We start from the raw sequence: 20599 nt of genomic DNA, 5'->3' as shown, positions 1-20599 counted from the left end.
AGGCAGTCGCGTTTGATGGTTCAAGGCAGTGTCATCAGTGGTGAGAAGCTATTACACGGAGGGGCTAACAAATTGACCGAGAATTCAAAGCATGTGCCCGGCCCAAATCTTGCGACTGACCAGATCGGCAGCAATCTCGATGAAGGCATCCCCGACAAATTTGGCGGCCGGACTGACACGCCTGTCAGCAGGAAAAACCTGAACGAGTTTGCGCATGGGAATGGGGTCGACCAAGGGGGCTGCACTGAGCACACCCGCTTCGATTTGCGTGTAAATCGATGCCAAAGGCAAAGCGGTCAAGCCGAACCCATTGCAGACCAAGGCGATCATCGCGCCAAAGGAATCCGCTTCTACACTGGTCTTGAGCTTGATCCCGACTTCTCGTGCGCAATCATCCAGAATCACGCGAAGGCTATGTCGAGCGCTCGGCAACACCAATGGCTGCTCAGCCAAAGACTCGAACGACACCGGCGTATCAAGACGCAGGTTGGCGCTGGCGGGGCCGACCAGCAGCAGGTTTTCCATCATCACCGGTACGATACGCAGCGTATGCAAGGGTTGCGGATCGTAAGAAATCGCCAGTTCCAATTCGCCACGCTGAACCCAATCCAGCAGATAGCCGCTGAAGGCTGAGGAAAACCTGACGGCGAGATTCGGATGCGCTTCTTTGATCTTGCGTACCAACGGAACGGTGACAATTTCCGCTACCGTCGGCGTCGTACCGATGACGACCGTTCCCCGAAAAGAGGTCTTTCCGCCCACCACAGAACTTCGAATGGACTCCATTTCTTCCATGATGCGGGTGGCATGCGCCAGCACTTCGCGGCCGGCATCGGTAATCTCCATGCCTCGTCCATGTCGATCAAACAGGTAGGTGCCGAGCTCTTTTTCCAACAATCGAATTTGCCGGCTAAGTGCCGGTTGTGCGATGTGAAGCCGGTCGGAGGCCTTGCTGAGACTGCCGAGTTCGGCCACATGAATCAGGGTTTTGAGTTGAACGACATCCATTACCAGGCCAGTCAGCATCGGGCTCGGCGCGATATGCGTCGAAAGTGTTGTGAGTGTAATCGTATTTTCAGGCCCTGGAGTGCCCCGCAAACCGCGTGTCGTGAGGTCTCAAGGCTTTCGAGCCAGCTGTATCCCCCGGCCCGTCGGGGCTGCATGCCAAGCTATAGAATTTAGGTATATCAGTTAGGCCTGCCTGACGGCTTATTACCCACCTGACTCTGCGGTAGCGTGCAATCAACGTCGGCGCCAAAGAGCGCTCGACTCACTACAAGAATAAGATTCGAGGGCTTGTGCCATGATCTACATCGTTCATCTTTGCCTGAGCTACCCGGCTCATCCAGTCAGCGAGCAACTGACCTCTCGCGTACATCCCCCCTCTTCATTTGCCTTGATCGTCAACAGGTCAAAGCCGCTGCGTTAAGCACATCAACCCGTCGAGCTAACAACGTCGGAGACGCCTCAGTGTGCTCCTCGTATCGTCTCGCCTTGAAGAAAGGGTGAACATCATGTCCGCATCAACCACAGACTCAACCAGCCACGCTGCCAAGACCGATCCGGTGAAAAGTCCGAATCGCGTCAGAGCCATCATGGGTGCCTGCTCGGGCAATTTGGTGGAGTGGTACGACTTTTTCATTTACGCCTATACCTCCATCTACTTTGCGGCTTCGTTTTTCCCCAAAGGCGACACCACCAGTCAGTTGCTCGCAACTGCCGGCGTCTTCGCCGTCGGCTTTTTCATGCGCCCGCTCGGTGGCTGGATTTTCGGCTGGATCGCTGACACTCGCGGCCGCAAGGTTTCGATGATTATTTCGGTGTTCATGATGTGCGCCGGCTCCCTGCTGATTGCCGTCATGCCGACCTATGAAACCATCGGTGTGGCTGCACCGGTTTTGCTCGTCGTCGCCAGACTCATTCAGGGCTTATCGGTAGGGGCAGAGTACGGAACCGGTGCCACCTACATCAGTGAGATCGCGACACCTGGTCGTCGCTGTTTTTATGGTTCCTTTCAGTACTTCACCATCATTGCCGGTCAGCTCATGGCATTGATGACTGTGGTCATTCTCCAGCAAACCCTCACCGGCGAAGAATTGCGCGAATGGGGTTGGAGGATTCCGTTCTTCATCGGTGCGCTAAGCTCAATCGTCGTGGTGTATCTGCGGCGTGCAATGCATGAAACCGCCACCAAGAAAGACATGAACCGCAAAGACGCCGGCTCGCTACGCGGCATGTTCAAGCACAAACGGGCGGTCGCGCTGGTGGTGGCGTTCACCATCGGCGGATCGCTGTATTTCTATACCTTCACCACCTACATGCAAAAATTTCTGGTGATTTCCGCTGGCTTCAGTCCGGAAACGGTGAGCTTCATCATGACCGCCGCCCTGGTCGGCTTCATGTTCTGCCAGCCGCTCTTTGGTTTGCTCGCTGACCGTATCGGGATCAAGGCGCACATGCTGATGTTTTCCGGGTTGGCCATGGTGCTGGTGATTCCCCTGCTCTATTCCCTGCAATCGGTCAGCAGCCCGTTTACGGCATTCTTGCTGGTGTTTGGTGGCCTGGCTATTGCGTCGCTCTACACCCCTATCGCCGGGATTGTAAAAGCTGAATTGTTCCCGCCTGCGGTACGCGCATTGGGCGTGGGCTTTCCGTATGCCGTCGGCAACGCGGCATTCGGCGGCACAGCTGAGTACGTAGCCTTGTCACTCCGGTCCCAAGGCATTGAGGAGTATTTCTTCTTCTATGTCGCAGCCGTTGTGACCATCACTTTCATCGCCGCGATGCTGATGCCGAACCTGTCGCGCTACGGGTACATCAGCGGTTCCGGCGAGGTCGAAGAACGCACCGGTTTGAAGGGTTGCGCAAAGTCGCACGCTGCGAGCGTTTGAAACACTGACGATTACAGCAGGTAATTGAAAAGGGCCCATGAGATCCATGGGCCCTTTTTTGCAAGCGCAGGAAGCCCTCAGGACGACCAGACTCACCCGGTAAGGCTGCTCGCCTGAAAATCAGAGATCTGTTGCCACATCGCGACGGGGTTGGAATACATCGGGAAATGCCCGCAATCAGGAATGGGTGCCAGCCGGACACCCTCGGCCTGGATATGCGAGAGATAGGACAACGAAGCGTTCTGTTCGCCGTACATGAACATCCTTGGGCATTTCAACCCGAGGAATTTGCCCATCAGATCGGCATTATCGGAGAGATCGACCATCGACTGGAAAATCCCTCGCACCGCACCAGCACGCACCTTGTGCCGCAAGCTCGCGGAATAAAGCGCACTGGCATAGGCCGGGGCGTGCCGGGCACGTTCAATGAAGGCCGCGAAAAACGCCTCGGGATCGTTGCTCGGATAGTCAATGATTTGTCGGCTGAGGAAGCAGTCTTCCGGGGCGATATTGCCCTCGATATCGACGAAGCTGAGCACCCGGCCCGGAAACTGATGGGCCAGCATCAGCGCGGTCAGCCCACCCATGGAGTGACCGACCAGATGGAAGCGTTCAATGCCAAAATGCGCCAGCACCTGCAGCGCCGTCTGCAGCAGAAAGGGAATCGATATCCTGGACAGATCACTGCACTGGCTTTCGCCGCAACCCGGTGCGTCGTAAGCCACGAAAGGGTGACCGGCGAATGCGGGCTGCTGCACGATGTCGGCATAGTCTTCTTTGGTCGAACCAAAACCATGCAGGAACACGATCGGCGCCAGGACGCCGTCGCGATGGAGGGCGGCCACGTTCAGTTGGACACCCTCCACCGTCAGGGGGAGTTGCACGTGAGTGAACGTTTCTGGTGAGGGCACGTTGTTGACTCCTTGAGCGAAAAGGTTGGGCCGAGCCTGGATTGCCGGCAGCCAGACACGCAATTTCAAGGGAATCGAGCCATCTGTAAATTCCTGATTCGGTAAGGCTTACATACGCCAAACCTATCACTCGTATTCACGCAAGGGCCTTGGTCGACTCACGCCCGGGATTGGAGCCGGGTGACCAGCTCCTCCACCAGCGGGTTGGGCCGATCTGCATTCCAGGCCACCGCTGTGGTCACGACATTGAGCTTCTGGCTCAGCGATCGAAAAACCACATTGTCCGGCGCCAGTTTTTTCAGCGCCGCCGGTACCAGTGCGATGCCCTGGCCGCAGCTGACAAAGGCAATTTGCGAGGCGACCGAGCGCACTTCATGCAGTACGCGTGGGGAAAAACCGCTGGCGCGGCAGGTCGCGATCAGATTGTCAAAGTAGACCGGGCTGACCTTTCGGGAAAACATCACTAAGGGTTCAGTGGCCAGGCTGGACAGGCTGATTCGCGTGCGCGCAGCCAAGGGGTGATCGCTGGGCAGGGCCACAACCAGGCGGTCCTTAGTCAGCGGCAGTGATTTGATCGAGGCCCCAAGATCACCGTCCAGCCGGGCGAAGGCCAGGTCGATGTCACCGGCCTCCAGCGCCGGGACGGCTTCGACGCTGTCGATCTCCCGTACAGACACCGTGAGGTGCGGGTAATCACTTTTCAGTTGCTCGATCAAACCCGGCAAGACATCGAACATGGCCGTGGAAATCGCGCCGATGGTCAACATCCCCGACTGCCCCGCCACCGCCTCCTCCACAGCGAGCTCCAGACGTTCCAGTTGGTCGGCGAACTTGCGCACCGCCGGCAGAATCGCCGCCCCCACCGGAGTCAGCTTCGCACCGCGTCGCGAACGGTCGAACAGCTTGACCTTGAGCGCCTGCTCCAGCACCTGGATCTGCTCGCTCAGCGGTGGCTGGGACATGCCCAAACGCTTGGCCGCGCGGCCGAAATTCTGTTCTTCGGCCACCGCCAGGAACAACCAGAGATGACGAATCAGTCGGAAATTGATCATGATTAATCCATAGGTTTAACGTATCTAACGCATCTGTGATTCGTAATATACCTATCAAACTGCCTCGCCGACACTGGGCGCCTCCGTCACCACTGGGGCTTTCCCATGATCAATAAGAGTTTGCTGGATCGCTTGGCGGCGCTGGATACCAACACGGTTTCCGATGCGCTCGACTTCCTCGGCCTGCCGGGTGCCACCGTTGGGCTGCGCCCGTTATGGAATTGCCCAAAGATTGTCGGTCGCGCCAGCACCGTGCTGCTGGCTCCTAAAACCGACAACGCCCCCACTGTGCACCTGATTACCCCCGTGGTGGAACAGATCGACAGCGATGATCGTGTGCTGGTGATCGCCGGCGGCATCGAAGGCATCTCCTGCTGGGGCGATATCCTCGCCAATGCAGCAGTCAGCAAGAAAGTGCGCGGCACGGTAATCGACGGTTTCAGCCGCGACATCGACGGCAGCGAGTCAATTGGCTACCCGGTTTACGGTCGCGGCGTGACCATGATCAGTGCCCGCAATCGGGTGGTGCAGATCGATGCTGCCGTGACCATTAAAGTGGCCGGCGTCGATGTCAGCGAGAACGACTATGTCATCGCCGATACCTGCGGCACCGTGTTCGTGCCCTCAGCCTACATCGAGAAAGTGATCGACCTTGGCGAGCGTATTGCCCGCCGTCAGGACGGCATGGTCGAGGCTGTTCGCAGCGGTCGCTCGGTCGCCGAAGTGATGCATGACACCCAATTCGAAGCGATCCATGTGGAGCACGCCTGATGAATCTTGAAGACAAAGAACTGGTCGCCTTGTTTGAAGGCCTGGACACCCCGGGCGTCTCCGATGCGCTGGACAAACTCGGCCTGCCCGGTCAATGCCTCGGCGTGGCACCGCTGGACAATTACAGCAAGGTCATCGTCGGTCCGGCGTTCACCGTGCAGTACGTCTCGGCCAGCGTACCGCCTGGCACCGTGGGCGATTTCATCGAAGACGTGGCGCCTGGTGACGTGGTGGTGATCGACAACGGCGGCCGCACCGACTGCACGGTTTGGGGCGACATCATGACCCAGTACGCCGGCACTCGGCAGATCGCTGCCACAGTCATCGACGGTGTTTGCCGTGACGTGAACAAAGCACTGGGCGATGGCTACCCGATCTTCAGCAAGGGCCGCTTCATGCGCACCGGCAAAGACCGCGTACAGGTTCAGTCGGTCAACCAGCCGGTGTCCATCGGCACCGCCCGAGTATGTGCCCGTGACATCGTGGTCGCTGATGCCAATGGCGTGGTGATCGTCCCCCGCGCTCGTGCGGCTGAAGTGGCGGCGTGTGCCCGTCAGATCGAATCGATCGAAGCCGACATTCGCGCCCTGATCACTCAAGGCAAAACCCTTAAAGAAGCCCGGGCCGCACTGGGTTACCACAGCCTGCAGAGGAAAGTCTGATGACCACGCTCCCGCTCCCCCTGGATTTCCACGCGCGGGCAAAAGTGCTGGGCAGCTCGACGCTGTATGAAGCGTCCCACCTGCCTTGCGCGGTCGACAGTGCGATCCGCCCAATCTGGGACGGCGCCTTCATTTCCGCCCCCGCTTACCCTCTGGAATGCTCGCCCGGCGACAACCTCGCCCTGCACCTCGCGATGGAACGCGTGCCCCGTGGCAGCGTGCTGGTCGTGGGTACAGGTGGCTTCATCGCCGGTTATTGGGGCGAAGTGCTGACCGTGGCGGCCGAAGCAGCTGGCGTGGTCGGGTTGGTGATCGATGGTGGCGTACGCGACATCGCTGCGCTGAAGAAACGCCAGTTCCCGGTGTTTGCTCGCGGCATCTCGGTGAAAGGTACGGTCAAGGCCAGTGCGCCTTCGGTGGGGCAACCGTTCAATTTCAACGGTGCTTTAGTGGCTCAGGGTGACTGGGTGGTGGCCGACGATGACGGTGTGATCATCATTCCCAAGGCGGATGCGGCACGTACCCTGGCCGAAGGCGAGGCGCGCGCGAGCAAGGAAGCGCAGATGATGCAGGCGTTGACCGAAGGCCGCTCGACTCTGGAACTGATGAACCTGACTGAGTGGAGAGCCCGCGCATGAGCGCCGATATCCAGCGGCTGAACCAGCGCCTGGCCAGCGCGCAACCTTCCGCAACTTACCGAATCATGGATCGGGTTGCAGAGCGCCGGGCACAAGGTGCGAAGATCATTTCGCTGTGCGCCGGCGAACCAGATTTCGATACGCCCAAGCATGTGCGCGAAGCGGCCATTCATGCCATTGAACACGGTCACACCCGCTACACCCAGGTCGCCGGGGTACGTTCACTGCGAGAAGCGGTGGCCGCCAAGTTCCGCCGCGAGAACGGCCTGGACGTCACCTGGCAAGACACCCTCGTCTGCAACGGTGGCAAACAGGTGATCTACAACGCCCTGGCCGCGACCCTCAATGAGGGTGACGAAGTCATCGTGCCGGCGCCGTACTGGGTCAGTTACCCGGAGATGGTTCAACTGTGCGGCGGTGAAACCCGAATCGTCACCTGCGATGCCGATACCGGTTTCAAGCTGACGCCCTCGGCGCTGGCCGCAGCGATCACACCGCAGACCCGCTGGTTGATCCTCAATTCGCCGTCCAACCCGACGGGCGCGGTGTACAGCCGGGATGAGCTTCAAGCCTTGGCGCAGGTGTTGTTGGCTCATCCTCATGTGTTGATCCTGGCCGATGACATCTACGAACACCTGATCTTCGATGATCAAGTGTTCCATACCCTGGCCCAGGTTGAACCACGGCTGGCAGCGCGAACCCTGACCATGAACGGTGTTTCCAAGGCCTACGCCATGACCGGCTGGCGCATCGGTTTTGCCACAGGGCCACGCTGGCTGCTGGAGGCGATGGAAAAACTGCAAGGCCAGCAAACCTCGGGGGCAAGCTCGATCTCGCAACAGGCCGCGCTCGCCGCGTTGGAGGGGCCCAAGGACTTCATCCGTGAAAGCCGCGTTGCATTCCAGAGTCGTCGAGATTTGATGGTGAATCTGCTGAACGACACCCCAGGCCTTGAATGCGTCAGTCCAGCCGGGGCGTTTTATGCGTTCGCTTCCTGTGCCGGATTGATCGGTCGTACCTCGGCGGGTGGCCGCGTACTGCACACCGACGAAGATGTCGCTCACGCGCTACTCGACGAAGCAAATGTGGCCGTGGTGCATGGCAGCGCTTTTGGACTTGGCCCTTACATTCGCATTGCCTATGCCCTGGATGATGCTTCATTGCGCCGGGCGTGCGGGGCGATCCGTACGTTCTGCACCTCCCTGCGTTAATCCGTCGCTGAAAAACTAACCCGGCCATGGCCGGGTTTTGCTGTTGATCAGCAGCGTTAACTCGATGCTTCTGGTAAACAATGGAACACTTTTTTTCAACCGAGCCCGAGCCATGATCACGTTCAAGCAACTGGAAGCCATCTACTGGATTGTGGAACTGGGTAGCTTCGAATCCGCAGCCATGAAACTGAACATGTCCCAGTCGGCCATCTCCAAGCGTATTCAGGAGCTGGAAGATGTCTTCGACATGCCGATTTTTGATCGTTCAAAACGCAGTGCGCGTCTGACGGAAAAAGGCACAGAGTTGTTCGAGCAGGCCACGGAGATTCTGCGCCAGCGCGACTACCTGCTTGAACGCATAAGCTCCAAGGAAGTGTTGGTCAGGCGCTTTCGCATCGGCGTCACCGAGCTGACCGCCATGACTTGGCTGCCGGCGCTGGTCGAGGGTATTCGCAGTGCATACCCCAAAGTGGTACTCGAACCCTCGGTCGAGCTCAGCACCGAACTGGTGGCTAAACTGGAGAGCGATCAGCTCGACCTGATCATCGTTCCCGATATCTTTGCCGATGCGCGTTTCGTCAGCACCCCGCTGAGTTCGGTGGAGAACGCCTGGATGTGCGCACCCTCGCTGCATCAGGGTAACGAGATCATGAATATGCAGGCCATTTCCTCGTACACCGTCCTGACTCAGGGGGGCGGCTCCGGCACCGGGTTGATCTATGAGCGCTGGTTTGCCCAGCATGACGTTCGGGTCCACCGTACGATCAAAAGCAACTACCTGATCGCCCAGTTGGGCCTGACCCTGTCCGGTGTCGGCATCAGCTACCTGCCTCGCCAGTGTCTCTCGCCGTTGGTGGACCAGGGCCGTCTGCAGGTCATCGAAACCGAGCCCGCGTTGCCTCCTATCCATTACATCGCCGTACACCGCGCCGATCGTCTTCAGGGCCTCAGTGTCGAGGTTGCACGTCTGGCAGCGCGTTGCTGCGATTTCAGCCGCATGGTGTGGTGACACGGGCGCTGAATACGAGAAAAAAAGCGATGCTTTTTCATAGATAAATATCGCTAATAGTACCGAGCGGTCTTTCTTACCATGAACGCATAGCCCACAAGGGTTCAGTCGTTCATGGAGGTCGCTATGTCATTGCCCGGTTCACGCATCTACCCTTCTCCACCCCAGGCGCCACGCTCGCTGCTGGACGCTTTTCAGAGCGTCGTCACGCCGCATATCAGCGACAACCTCGGGCGTCATATCGGTGCCCGGGGGCTGACGCGCTATAACCACACTGGCAAACTGGTGGGCACCGCCCTGACGGTGAAGACTCGCCCCGGCGACAACCTTTACATTTACAAGGCACTGACGCTGATCGAGCCGGGGCATGTGTTGGTGATCGACGCCCAGGGTGACGCGACCAATGCAGTCATCGGTGAGTTGATCAAGCTCTATGCGCAGCAACGTGGCTGTGTCGGCTTCGTCGTCGACGGCGCCATCCGCGATGTCGCCAGTTTTGAAGACACTCCGTGCTATGCCCGCAGCGTAGTGCATTGCGGCCCCTACAAAAGTGGTCCCGGCGAGATCAATGTCCCGGTGTCCATCGGGGGGATGATCGTCAACCCGGGCGACATCATTGTTGGCGACGAAGATGGACTGGTTGCCTTCTCCCCCGAACACGCCGAACAGGTGTTGTCCAGGGCGCGAGAACATGATGCCCATGAACAGCAGGTCAAAGCCGAAATCGCCACCGGCGCCATCGATCAGTCATGGCTGGACAAGGTGCTGGAAAAGGCCGGTCTGGCAAACTGAGTTCCGCTATGAAGCGATCCTGAATTCCCTTTTGCACGTTATTGACTGCGCTATTTTTGCCGGGCTTTCAGCCCGGTTTTTTTTGCGCGCACATTTTATACAGCGCGAGTCAGGCCTCGCAGTTCCATCAATAAAAGCGATCTTTTGACAGGAGTATTTGTCGCTTTTTTTACGGTTTCATAATTATTACTTTGGCCGGACAACACCGACAAAAACAAGGTCTGCCCCATGTCTATGCCTGAAGTCATAAAACCAGCCGTGCGCAGCAAATACCGTTGGGTGGTTGCGGCCCTGATTTTTTTAATTTACACCATTGCTGCCGCCGACCGAGCCAACCTGGGTGTCGCGCTACCGTTCATTCGTAAAGAGTTTGAAATGAGTAATGCCGAGGCCGGCGGGCTGATGAGTTTGTTTCTGCTGGCCTATGCATTGGCACAGATCCCTTCCGGTTTTGCCTTTGGCCGTTTCGGTGTCAGCAAGATCCTGCCGGGCGCCATGGTACTGACCTCATTGCTGACCGGCCTGGTAGGAACCGCCGGCTCACTGTTGGCATTGAAGCTGTACCGCCTGGGTCTTGGCCTCGCTGAAGGGCCACTGCCGATCAGCATGACCACGACCATCAACAACTGGTTTCCTGCACGGGAAAAAGGCACTGCGTCAGGGATCTTTCTGTCTGCGGTCAAGTTCGGACCGGTGATCGTGCCACCACTCTGTGCCGTGATCATTTCGGTATGGGGCTGGCGAGAGATCTTCTACTTCTTTGCCGTACCCGGCATCGCACTGGCAGTCGTCTGGTATTTCATGGTCACCGACCATCCCTCCCGGAGCCGGTTCGTCAACGCAGCCGAACTCAGCTACATCATCGAGGAAACCGGCAGTACTGAAGCGACTCAGCAAACCCGCCCCAAAAAGACTCCAGCCTGGGTGAGCAAACTCGATCGAGTGATACGTGCCCGCCACGAAACGCCCCTGGAGACCAATCGACAGGTGTTCAAGTCCTGGAACATCTGGGGCTGTGCCACCAGTTATTGCTTCCAACTGGGCGTGTCGAGCGTACTGCTCGCCTGGATTCCGACCTACCTGATGACGGTCAAACAATTCTCGATCATGAACATGGGGCTGGTGTCGGCTGCGCCATGGGTGGGCGCCGTGCTCGGCAACCTGCTGGGTGGTTTCTGCTCGGACCGACTGATGGGCGGGCGGCGCAAACCCGGGATGCTGCTGTCTGCGCTCGGCACGTCGCTGATGATGTACCTGCTAATCAATTCGCCCGCCGAACCCCTGCCCTACGGCTTGTTACTGATGCTGACCGGCGTTGTGCTGAGCCTGGGCTTCTCTTCCTACATGGCTTATCCAATGGGCCTGACCACCAAAAAGACGTTCCCCATCTCCAACGCCATCGTGAACATGATCGGTCAGTTGGGTGCGGCGGCGACACCGTTCATTACCGGGTTGCTGCTGGACAACTATGGCTGGAACTATGTGTTCGCCTGGCTGGCGGTCGGCTCATTTATCAGTTTCATCCTCTTGCTCACCATTTCCGAGCCTCGGGCGAAATTGAACACTGCGGGGTGAAATGCATTGCGAACAAAGCGCCCTCACAGCCTGCCCACGACAGCACGATGTGAGGGCGTTTTTTTTGCTGGTACGTCCAGAGTCTAGGTGCGCGCTCAAGCTCGGTGTTTTCGCGAACGGCAGTTTCCCGGTTTGTCCCTTCCCTTAATTCGTGGTTATCGCCACTCATTAATGCGCCGCGCATTCACCTTCCAGCTATACAAAATGGGCATATCTCAAAGACAAAAACGGTAGTCGTAGTTCGCTCCCAGCACTCCCAGAATGTGTGAAAACACAAAAGCAGCACTGCTTGGGAGACTGGCATGTCAACAGAAGCTGAACACACCACAGGGCAGGATTGGCAGGAGGACGTGTTCCGCGTGCTCAAGGCCCACGACGTCAAACACGTGGTCTTCGTACCGGATGCAGGCCATTCGACGGCGATCCGCATGTCGTATGCAGACCCGGACATCAAGGCCGTGGTCCTCACTACCGAAGAAGAAGGCATCGGCTACCTCGCCGGCGCATGGCTTGGCGGCGAGCGCGGCGCCCTCTTGATGCAATCCAGCGGCGTCGGTAACTGCATCAACACCCTGGCACTTCAAAACTGTGCCGGCTTCCCACTGCTGATGGTGATCACCATGCGCGGTGACTGGGCCGAGTTCAACGCGTGGCAAAACCCCATGGGTCAGGCCACCGAAGCCTCCCTGAACCTGATGAAGGTCATGACCTGGCGTGCGGACGTTCCTGAAGACGTTGCCCCGCTGCTGCACGGTGCCGCGACCATGGCCTTCAACGGTGATTCCGCCACAGCCCTGCTGCTCGGCCAGCGCCTGATTGGAGAAAAGAAATGGGTCAAGTAAGCGCAAACCACACCTTGTGCCGCCGCGAAGTGGTCAAGGCCTTGCTGGCCGACCGCAAAGACGTGTTGGTCGTGACCGGTCTGGGCTCGGCGTCCTACGACGTCATGGCCGCTGGTGACAACGATCTGAATTATTACCTCTGGGCCGCCATGGGCAGCGCAATCACTGTGGGCCTGGGCTTGGCCAATGCGCAGCCGGACAAGTCGGTCGTGGTGGTCACCGGTGACGGCGAGCTGCTCATGGGCTTCGGCGCGCTGGCCACGGTGGCACTGCAAAAGCCCGCCAACCTGACCATCGCTGTGCTGGATAACGGTCACTTTGGTGAAACCGGCATGCAAGTCAGTCATGCAGGGTTCGGTATTTCCCTGGACCAGGTGGCGAAGACCTGCGGCTTCAGCTGGACCGATGAAATCCGCGATATGGAAGGCGTACATGACCTGCGCGAACGTTTTGCGACCCGCGATGGCGTCAAGCTCGCGACGATCAAGATCAAAGCAGAAAACCCGCCACGGGTGCTGCCTCCGCGCGATGGTCATTACGTCAAGAATCGCTTTCGTGCTGCCTTGGGTTTCAACCCGATCTGATTGCTCTGTGCCCGGACCCGGTCACGCAGGGCAGATGCCGTGCGTGACACGTTGAGGAGAATAATAATGACCGACCGCAACTCTGAAGAACTCAATGCCATCCGCGAGGGCGTACGCGCTCTGTGCGCTGAATTCGATGCCGCTTACTGGCGCAAAATCGACGAAGAAAAAGGTTTTCCGGAAACCTTCGTCAAGGCGCTGACCGACGCAGGTTGGCTGGCCGCGATGATTCCTGTCGAATATGGCGGCTCCGGTCTGGGGTTGGCCGAGGCCTCGGTAATCCTGGAAGAGGTTAACCGCTGCGGCGGTAACTCCGGCACCGTTCACGGGCAGATGTACAACATGTTCACCCTGTTGCGACACGGCAGCGAGGCGCAGAAAAGCTACTACCTGCCGAAACTGGCCAGCGGTGAATTGCGCCTGCAATCGATGGGTGTCACCGAGCCCACTACCGGTACCGACACCACAAAGATAAAGACCACTGCCGTGCGCAAAGGTGACAAGTACGTGATCAACGGGCAGAAGGTGTGGATCTCACGCATTCAGCATTCCGACCTGATGATCCTGCTGGCGCGCACCACACCGCTGGCCGACGTGAAGAAAAAATCCGAAGGCATGTCGATCTTCCTCGTCGATCTGCGCGAGGCAATCGGCAACGGTATGACCGTGCAGCCGATCGCCAACATGGTCAACCACGAGACCAACGAGTTGTTCTTCGACAACCTGGAAATCCCCGCTGACAGTTTGATCGGTGAGGAAGGCAAAGGCTTCCGCTACATCCTCGATGGACTGAATGCCGAACGCACCCTGATCGCCGCCGAATGCATCGGTGACGGTCGCTGGTTTATCGAAAAGGCCAGCGCCTATGCTCGCGACCGCGTGGTGTTTGGGCGCCCGATCGGGCAGAACCAGGGTGTGCAATTCCCGATCGCTGAAGCCCACATCGAAATCGAAGCCGCCGACCTGATGCGCTGGCGCGCTTGCGAGGAATACGACAGCGGCCTCAACGCCGGGGCCAGCGCCAACATGGCGAAGTACCTGGCGGCCAAGGCGTCCTGGGAGGCCGCCAATGCTTGCCTGCAAACCCACGGCGGATTTGGCTTTGCCTGCGAATACGACGTCGAGCGCAAATTCCGTGAAACCCGTCTGTATCAGGTAGCGCCCATCTCCACCAACCTGATCCTGTCGTACGTCGCCGAACACTTGCTCGAGCTGCCGCGCTCTTTCTAAAAACAAGAGAGAAAAATCATGAGCCAGCCCAAAGGCCTCCGGCCGCTCGATGGCATTACTGTCGTCAGCCTTGAGCACGCTATTGCTGCGCCCTTCTGCACCCGACAACTGGCCGACCTCGGCGCCCGGGTGATCAAGGTCGAACGTCCAGGCACAGGCGATTTCGCCCGGGGCTACGACCAACGCGTCAACGGTCTGGCCTCGCACTTTGTCTGGACCAATCGTTCGAAAGAAAGCCTGACCCTCGACTTGAAGCAGGATTCGGCCACCGAAGTGCTGGACAGTTTGCTGGCCACCGCCGATGTGCTGGTGCAGAACCTGGCACCCGGTGCCGCTGCGCGAATGGGACTGTCATTTGAGACCTTGCACCAGCGATTTCCGCGCCTGATCGTCTGTGACATTTCAGGCTATGGCGCCGGTGGTCCCTACGAAAAGAAAAAAGCCTACGACCTGTTGATCCAGAGTGAAGGCGGCTTCCTGTCGGTCACCGGCGGCCCCGGCGATGAAGAGATGGCCAAGGCTGGTTGCTCGATCGCCGACATCGCGGCCGGCATGTACGCCTACACCGGGATTCTTTCAGCGCTGCTGTTGCGTGAACGTACCGGCGAAGGCAGCCGCCTTGATGTGTCGATGCTGGAAAGCCTGGTCGAGTGGATGAATTACCCGATGTACTACGCCTACAACGGCGCACCGCCGCCACCTCGCGCTGGTGCCGCGCACGCCACCATTTATCCCTATGGCCCCTTCCCCATTGGTGACGGCACCACCGTGATGCTGGGCTTACAGAACGAGCGTGAATGGCAGCTGTTTTGCGAGAAGGTTCTGCTTGCGCCTGAACTGGTCAAAGACCCGCGTTTCTCGGCCAATTTCAAACGTGTTGAGAACCGCAATGCGCTACGGGAACTGATCATTGAATCGTTCTCCACGCTCAACTTCGATGCGGTGATTGATCGCCTGGACCATGCGCAAATCGCTAACGCTCGGGTGAACGATATGCAAGGTGTCTGGGACCATCCGCAACTTCAGGCCCGTGACCGTTGGCGAGAAGTCGAAACCTCTGCCGGCCCCATTCCAAGCTTGATTCCGCCCGGTAGCAACAGTGCGTTCGAGCCTCGTATGGATGCCGTGCCGGGCCTTGGCCAACACACCGAACAGGTGCTCAAGGAACTCGGGCTAGGGACGGAGCGCATTGAAGAGATGCGTGCCGCCGGGGCCATCTGACTGCAACGAACAACTATTTTCGAGTGAACACTGCCCCATGAAGATCCTGGTAGCTGTGAAACGCGTGGTTGATTACAACGTCAAGGTTCGCGTCAAGGCGGACCATTCCGGCGTCGACCTCGCCAACGTCAAGATGTCGATGAACCCGTTCTGCGAAATCGCTGTTGAAGAAGCCGTACGCTTGAAGGAGCAAGGTGTTGCGACTGAAATCGTCGTCGTCTCCATCGGCCCGTCCACCGCTCAAGAGCAACTGCGCACCGCGCTGGCTCTGGGTGCCGACCGCGCCATCCTCGTCGAATCCGCTGAAGACCTGACTTCGCTGGCCGTTGCCAAGCTGCTCAAGGCTGTTGTCGACAAGGAACAGCCTCAGCTGGTGATCCTTGGCAAACAAGCCATCGACAGCGACAACAACCAGACGGGCCAGATGCTCGCGGCATTGAGCGGCTACGGTCAGGGCACGTTCGCGTCCAAAGTCGAAATCAGCGGCGACAGCGTCGCCGTGACTCGCGAAGTCGACGGCGGCGCGCAGACGGTTTCCCTGAAACTGCCGGCCATCGTCACCACCGACCTGCGTTTGAACGAGCCGCGCTACGCGTCCCTGCCAAACATCATGAAAGCCAAGAAGAAGCCTCTCGAAGTAGTGACTGCGGACGCTTTGGGCGTTTCCACCGCCTCCACCCACTCGACCGTAAAAGTCGAAGCGCCGGCTGCACGCAGCGCGGGTATCAAGGTCAAGTCGGTGGCTGAACTGGTCGAGAAACTGAAAAACGAAGCGAAGGTGATCTGAATGACGATCCTGGTGATTGCTGACTATTCAACTGACCAGCAGGACAACAAAGTGCTGGCTCCGGCCACGCTGAACACCGTGGCTGCCGCTACCAAAATTGGCGGTGACATCCACGTTTTGGTGGCCGGCGCATTCGTGGGCGCCGTGGCTGAAGCCGCTGCGAAAATCGCTGGCGTGGCCAAAGTGCTGGTGGCCGACAACGCTGCCTACGCGCATCAACTTCCCGAGAATATTGCCCCGTTAGTGGCAAGCTTGGTCATCGAACAACACTCGATTTACAGCCATGTCCTGGCCTCGGCCACCTCCAACGGCAAAAACATCCTGCCGCGCGTTGCTGCGCAGCTGGACGTTGACCAGATCTCCGAGATCATCTCGGTCGAAAGCGCTGACACCTTCAAGCGCCCGATCTACGCCGGTAACGCCATCGCCACCGTTCAATCGAACGCTGCGGTCAAAGTGATCACCGTGCGTGCTACCGGTTTCGATCCGGTGGCCGCTGAAGGTGGATCTGCTTCGGTTGAAGCCGTTGGCGCTGCACACGACGCTGGCCTCTCCAGCTTCGTCGGCGAAGAACTGGCCAAGTCCGATCGTCCGGAACTGACCGCTGCCAAGATCGTCGTTTCGGGCGGGCGCGGCATGCAGAACGGCGACAACTTCAAACACCTGTACGCCCTGGCTGACAAGCTGGGCGCTGCTGTCGGTGCCTCCCGCGCTGCGGTCGACGCCGGTTTCGTACCTAACGACATGCAGGTCGGTCAGACCGGCAAGATCGTTGCTCCACAGCTGTACATCGCCGTCGGTATCTCCGGCGCGATCCAGCACCTGGCCGGCATGAAAGACTCCAAAGTGATCGTTGCGATCAACAAGGACGAGGAAGCGCCGATCTTCCAGGTGGCCGATTACGGCCTGGTGGCGGACCTGTTTGACGCGATACCTGAAATGGCCGCCCTGGCCTGATCACCGACCGACAGGAGCGAAATTTATGAGCAATATCGATTTTTCAGCGTGGGTCGGACGTCGTCAGGAAAGCCAGGACCGAATCAGCTTCAACCTGGTTAAACGCATTGCCGCAACCTTGAGCGAAGTGGCGCCGCAACCTGGCGAGCCACTGCCGCCGCTATGGCATTGGGCATTCTTTCGAGAACCGGTTGCGGCCAGCGAACTGGGCCCTGATGGTCATCCGGCGCTCGGCGGCTTCCTGCCACCGGCCCACAACCGCAATCGCATGTGGGCCGGCAGTCGAATTGAGTTCTACCAGCCTCTGAAAGTAGAGGCTGAGGTGACCTGTGTATCGACCATTCTCAATGTCGAAGAGAAGCACGGTCGGACCGGGTCGTTGCTGTTTGTCACAGTACGCCATGAGTATTTCCAGGACGGCCAACGCGCCCTGCAAGATGAACAGGACATCGTCTACCGCGAACCCTCCCCGCCCAAACTGAGCGGAACCGAAGCACTCCCTGAAGGCCAATGGCAAGAACAGGTCGAACCCTCCCCGACCCTGCTGTTTCGCTACTCCGCGGTTACCTTCAACGGCCACCGGATTCACTACGACTGGCCCTACGTCACAGAGACCGAAGGCTATCCGGGGTTGGTGGTGCATGGTCCGTTGATCGCCACACTCAACTTGCGTGCTTTTACCAGGGCGCACCCGACCGCACGATTGGAGCGCTTCACCTTCCGTGGTCTCCGACCACTGATTTCCCCCCAGCCTTTCGAGGTGGGCGGACGCTTGATCGACAGCAGCAAGGCGCAGGTTTGGGCTGGCAATCAGGACGGCACCGCACAAATCGGTGAAATCCAATTCCGCGAGGGAGAAACACCATGAGTGCATCGATCGTTCGCTCCGCCCTGTTTGTGCCGGCCACTCGTCCAGAGCGCATCCCCAAAGCCATCGCCACCGGCGCGGACCGGGTCATTGTCGACCTGGAAGATGCCGTGCAAGAAAACCTCAAGGAACAGGCCAGGAATAACCTGGAGCGCTTCTTGAGTGAAAACCCTGATGCGCAGATTCTGGTTCGGGTGAATGCCCCGGATCACTGGGCGCACACTGCGGATCTGGAGCTTTGCCGACGCCATGCCGGCGTGATCGCAATTTTGCTGCCCAAAGCAGAAAGCGCAGCGCACGTGTCCACCGCGGGTAGCACCGGCAAACCGATCTGGCCGATCATCGAGAGCGCCAAAGGCCTGGCGGCACTCAGCTCGATTGCCAGCGCCCAAGGCGTCGAGCGCTTGTCGTTCGGCAGCCTCGATCTTGGCCTGGACCTGAACCTGACCACCGGCAGTCCTGCCGCCGAAGAGATCCTCAGCCACGCCCGCTATGCCGTGTTGCTGTGGACGCGTGTGGCTGGCCTGGCCCCAGCGCTGGACGGGGTTTTCCCCTCAATTGCGGACACCACAGGCTTGCAACATGCCGTTCAGTTTGCCCGTGACATGGGCTTTGGCGGCGCACTTTGCATCCACCCCAGCCAAGTGGCGATCATTCATCAAGCGTTAAAGCCCAGCAATGAAGAGCTGCAGTGGGCACAACGCATCATGGAAGCCGCGAGCTCAGGTGACGGCGTTTTTGTGCTGGATGGGCAAATGGTCGATGCGCCGGTCATTGGACGCGCGCAAGCCATTCTGATGCGCGCGATTTGACTCTGACAGCTCAACTGCTGCGTACACCCAGAAGTAAAAATCAAGCCCCGAAAAAACACGGGGCTTGATGTGAATCACACCTCATCAGAATTTACGTCCGCTACCAGGGCCTTGTTCACCTCCTTTGCGCCCTGCTTCTGAGGCTTTATCTCTGTCGTCGGCAACGTTACCGCCGCGACCACTTCCCTGGCCGCCGCTGGTCGACCGATCCGCATCGCTGGATTGCCGACCGCCCGAAGCCTGGCCACCTTTCTGGCCTGACTGCGAGGCTTTGTCGCTGTCGTCGGTAAAGCTGCCTCCGCGTCCTGCGCCCTGACCACCGCCGGACATACGGTCAGCATCTTTTGACTGCTGTCCGCCTGAAGCCATGCCACCTTTTTGGCCAGCCTCAGAAGCCCGTTGTGGATCGTTGGCAAAATTACCGCTTGATGCCTCCCCGCCTTTCTTGCCGGCTTCTGAGGCTTTGTCCCGGTCTTTGCCAAAGTTTCCGGGGTTGTTGTTTCCAGTGTTAGCCATTTTTGTTCACCTCTTTCTCAAGGACGAGCGCGTGTGCTCGCCTTCAATTACGAGGTCATGAAAAATCAAAAGTTTGAACGAAAATGCCCCTCTCGGGACGGGCGGAATGGGCAAGATAGTTCCCGGAAAATCTGCCCTGAGCGACTGGCGGCACAGTCACCGCCGATCACCCTGCGATTGGAATATTTTTCAAAAGAGTTCAGATTTTTACCAGGTTATAAAGGCTTTTGAATCCTACGAACGTCGTGCATGGGAGGTCAGTCGATGACCGAACACATCGTCCATTTTCACTGCCAGATCGATCAGGGAACGACCGAGCGCTTCAGGGATTGTTGTCTTGAAGCCATCGATCAAGGTGCCACGTCGCTGCTGTTGAACCTGTCCACGTGTGGTGGCAGCACCAATTTCGGCTTCACGCTCTATACCTTCCTGAAGTCATTGCCGGTGCCGTTGTGCGCAATTAATGCGGGCAACATCGAATCGATGGGCATTATCATGTTTTTAGCGGCAAGCCGACGCATCACGTCGCCGCATGCGCGCTTCCTGATTCACCCCATGAACTGGTATTTCAGTCAAAAATCGGTCGACCATCAACGTTTGCGCGAGTACCTGTCGAGCCTCGACAACGACCTCGCCCGCTATGTACAGATTTATAACCTCGAAACCGCTGAAGCAGAAACCAAACTCGATATTTTCCATTGCCTTTCAGCGGAAGAGAAAGTCATCGCAGCCCACGAATCCCTGGCCTACGGCATCGCTCATGAGATGCAGCAGATGGTCTTCGCCGACGATGTCAAACACTGGAAAGTCAGCGGTGGTTGAGGACAAATAAATACCCGACTCAAACGCTTCAGAGGGTCTGCCAAACACTTTGAATTTTTCTTGACGCGCTCACTCCTTTGTCTATGAGCATAAGGAGGGGGTCTCATGAACCGCACTGATCTCTTCATCATCGAGTACAAGCTCCATGGAGAGCCGAGATCCTTCATCATCCGGGCAAAGACAATGTGCAATGCGGATGCCTGGCATTGGGCGAGCTGTGATGCCGGATTGGCGCCTATTCCAAGACCCGGGAAACCGCCGCTTAAAGTCGTATCCAAACCCCAGGCTGAGCGGTACGGAGTCACTGATGTGAAATGGCGCGAGTCCGCAGCGCTGGATTGGACGGATATTTAGTCTTCATGAACGGTCAGCGATCACCGCGATGACCGTAACAAGTACAGATAAAAAAACGGGAGGTCAGTTCAGACCTCCCGTCTTTCATTCGACC

Annotated in this window: 22 protein-coding genes; 18 read left to right on the top strand and 4 right to left on the bottom strand. The window is 58.3% G+C overall.

What is annotated here, in order from left to right; genetic code table 11:
• Positions 1-84: 84 nt before the first annotated feature.
• Positions 85-1026 (bottom strand): LysR family transcriptional regulator, encoded by a 942-nt coding sequence (locus tag PMI27_RS24535; protein WP_008146607.1) that lies wholly within the window; start codon positions 1024-1026, stop codon positions 85-87.
• A 488-nt stretch (positions 1027-1514) separates the two neighbouring features.
• Between PMI27_RS24535 and PMI27_RS24540 the strand changes: the two genes are divergently transcribed.
• Positions 1515-2891, top strand: coding sequence for an MFS family transporter (locus PMI27_RS24540; protein WP_033053256.1), 1377 nt, complete (start codon positions 1515-1517; stop codon positions 2889-2891).
• Between the two features lie 92 nt (positions 2892-2983).
• Here the strand turns inward: PMI27_RS24540 and PMI27_RS24545 are convergent, their stop codons facing one another.
• Both PMI27_RS24545 and PMI27_RS24550 read right to left on the bottom strand, forming a co-directional pair.
• Positions 2984-3802, bottom strand: coding sequence for an alpha/beta fold hydrolase (locus PMI27_RS24545; RefSeq protein WP_008146614.1), 819 nt, complete (start codon positions 3800-3802; stop codon positions 2984-2986).
• A 158-nt stretch (positions 3803-3960) separates the two neighbouring features.
• The gene (locus PMI27_RS24550; RefSeq protein ID WP_008146618.1) at positions 3961-4854 is read right to left on the bottom strand and encodes a LysR family transcriptional regulator; all 894 of its coding nucleotides are present in this window, start codon (positions 4852-4854) and stop codon (positions 3961-3963) included.
• Positions 4855-4959: 105 nt separating this feature from the next.
• On the opposite strand from PMI27_RS24550, the gene PMI27_RS24555 reads away from it, so the two are divergent.
• From PMI27_RS24555 to PMI27_RS24625, 15 genes are all read left to right on the top strand, one after another.
• Positions 4960-5625 (top strand): RraA family protein, encoded by a 666-nt coding sequence (locus tag PMI27_RS24555; protein ID WP_008146620.1) that lies wholly within the window; start codon positions 4960-4962, stop codon positions 5623-5625.
• Positions 5625-6287, top strand: coding sequence for an RraA family protein (locus PMI27_RS24560; protein ID WP_008146623.1), 663 nt, complete (start codon positions 5625-5627; stop codon positions 6285-6287). Before PMI27_RS24555 ends, PMI27_RS24560 begins: the two co-directional genes overlap by 1 nt.
• Positions 6287-6925: an RraA family protein gene (locus tag PMI27_RS24565; RefSeq protein ID WP_008146624.1), complete on the top strand. Its 639-nt coding sequence runs from the start codon at positions 6287-6289 to the stop codon at positions 6923-6925. Before PMI27_RS24560 ends, PMI27_RS24565 begins: the two co-directional genes overlap by 1 nt.
• Complete coding sequence (locus PMI27_RS24570; RefSeq protein ID WP_008146625.1) at positions 6922-8136, top strand: pyridoxal phosphate-dependent aminotransferase; 1215 nt, start codon at positions 6922-6924, stop codon at positions 8134-8136. Before PMI27_RS24565 ends, PMI27_RS24570 begins: the two co-directional genes overlap by 4 nt.
• 112 nt (positions 8137-8248) lie before the next feature.
• Positions 8249-9145: a LysR family transcriptional regulator gene (locus PMI27_RS24575; protein WP_008146627.1), complete on the top strand. Its 897-nt coding sequence runs from the start codon at positions 8249-8251 to the stop codon at positions 9143-9145.
• Between the two features lie 126 nt (positions 9146-9271).
• Positions 9272-9937 carry an RraA family protein gene (locus tag PMI27_RS24580; protein ID WP_008146630.1) on the top strand — a complete coding sequence of 222 codons (666 nt, stop codon included), beginning with the start codon at positions 9272-9274 and terminating at the stop codon, positions 9935-9937.
• A gap of 228 nt (positions 9938-10165) precedes the next feature.
• Entirely contained in the window at positions 10166-11512 is a 1347-nt protein-coding gene (locus tag PMI27_RS24585) for an MFS transporter (RefSeq protein WP_008146632.1), read from the top strand.
• Between the two features lie 302 nt (positions 11513-11814).
• Complete coding sequence (locus tag PMI27_RS24590; protein ID WP_008146635.1) at positions 11815-12354, top strand: thiamine pyrophosphate-binding protein; 540 nt, start codon at positions 11815-11817, stop codon at positions 12352-12354.
• Positions 12342-12938, top strand: coding sequence for a thiamine pyrophosphate-dependent enzyme (locus PMI27_RS24595; RefSeq protein WP_008146637.1), 597 nt, complete (start codon positions 12342-12344; stop codon positions 12936-12938). The genes PMI27_RS24590 and PMI27_RS24595 overlap by 13 nt, the downstream gene beginning before the upstream one ends.
• 66 nt (positions 12939-13004) lie before the next feature.
• A complete protein-coding gene (locus tag PMI27_RS24600; RefSeq protein WP_008146639.1) occupies positions 13005-14168 on the top strand; it encodes an acyl-CoA dehydrogenase family protein in 1164 nt (387 codons plus the stop codon).
• Positions 14169-14186: 18 nt separating this feature from the next.
• Positions 14187-15389, top strand: coding sequence for a CaiB/BaiF CoA transferase family protein (locus PMI27_RS24605; RefSeq protein WP_008146641.1), 1203 nt, complete (start codon positions 14187-14189; stop codon positions 15387-15389).
• Between the two features lie 37 nt (positions 15390-15426).
• On the top strand, positions 15427-16176 hold the full coding sequence (locus PMI27_RS24610; protein ID WP_024164530.1) for an electron transfer flavoprotein subunit beta/FixA family protein: 750 nt from the start codon (positions 15427-15429) through the stop codon (positions 16174-16176).
• Complete coding sequence (locus tag PMI27_RS24615; RefSeq protein ID WP_008154399.1) at positions 16177-17133, top strand: electron transfer flavoprotein subunit alpha/FixB family protein; 957 nt, start codon at positions 16177-16179, stop codon at positions 17131-17133.
• A gap of 25 nt (positions 17134-17158) precedes the next feature.
• Positions 17159-18001, top strand: coding sequence for an FAS1-like dehydratase domain-containing protein (locus PMI27_RS24620; RefSeq protein ID WP_008154401.1), 843 nt, complete (start codon positions 17159-17161; stop codon positions 17999-18001).
• Positions 17998-18813 (top strand): HpcH/HpaI aldolase/citrate lyase family protein, encoded by an 816-nt coding sequence (locus PMI27_RS24625; protein ID WP_008154403.1) that lies wholly within the window; start codon positions 17998-18000, stop codon positions 18811-18813. Before PMI27_RS24620 ends, PMI27_RS24625 begins: the two co-directional genes overlap by 4 nt.
• An 84-nt stretch (positions 18814-18897) precedes the next feature.
• On the opposite strand, the gene PMI27_RS0229115 is transcribed toward PMI27_RS24625, so the two are convergent.
• A complete protein-coding gene (locus PMI27_RS0229115) occupies positions 18898-19329 on the bottom strand; it encodes a general stress protein (protein WP_008154405.1) in 432 nt (143 codons plus the stop codon).
• A 264-nt stretch (positions 19330-19593) separates the two neighbouring features.
• On the opposite strand from PMI27_RS0229115, the gene PMI27_RS24630 reads away from it, so the two are divergent.
• The gene (locus PMI27_RS24630; RefSeq protein WP_008154407.1) at positions 19594-20151 is read left to right on the top strand and encodes an ATP-dependent Clp protease proteolytic subunit; all 558 of its coding nucleotides are present in this window, start codon (positions 19594-19596) and stop codon (positions 20149-20151) included.
• A gap of 105 nt (positions 20152-20256) precedes the next feature.
• The gene (locus PMI27_RS24635) at positions 20257-20505 is read left to right on the top strand and encodes a DUF6555 family protein (RefSeq protein ID WP_008154408.1); all 249 of its coding nucleotides are present in this window, start codon (positions 20257-20259) and stop codon (positions 20503-20505) included.
• Positions 20506-20599: the final 94 nt, after the last annotated feature.

It is taken from the genome of Pseudomonas sp. GM41(2012) (assembly GCF_000282315.2).
Taxonomy (GTDB): domain Bacteria; phylum Pseudomonadota; class Gammaproteobacteria; order Pseudomonadales; family Pseudomonadaceae; genus Aquipseudomonas.
Note: the sequence above shows the minus strand (reverse complement) of the source record. Positions and strands in the feature narration are given on the sequence as shown.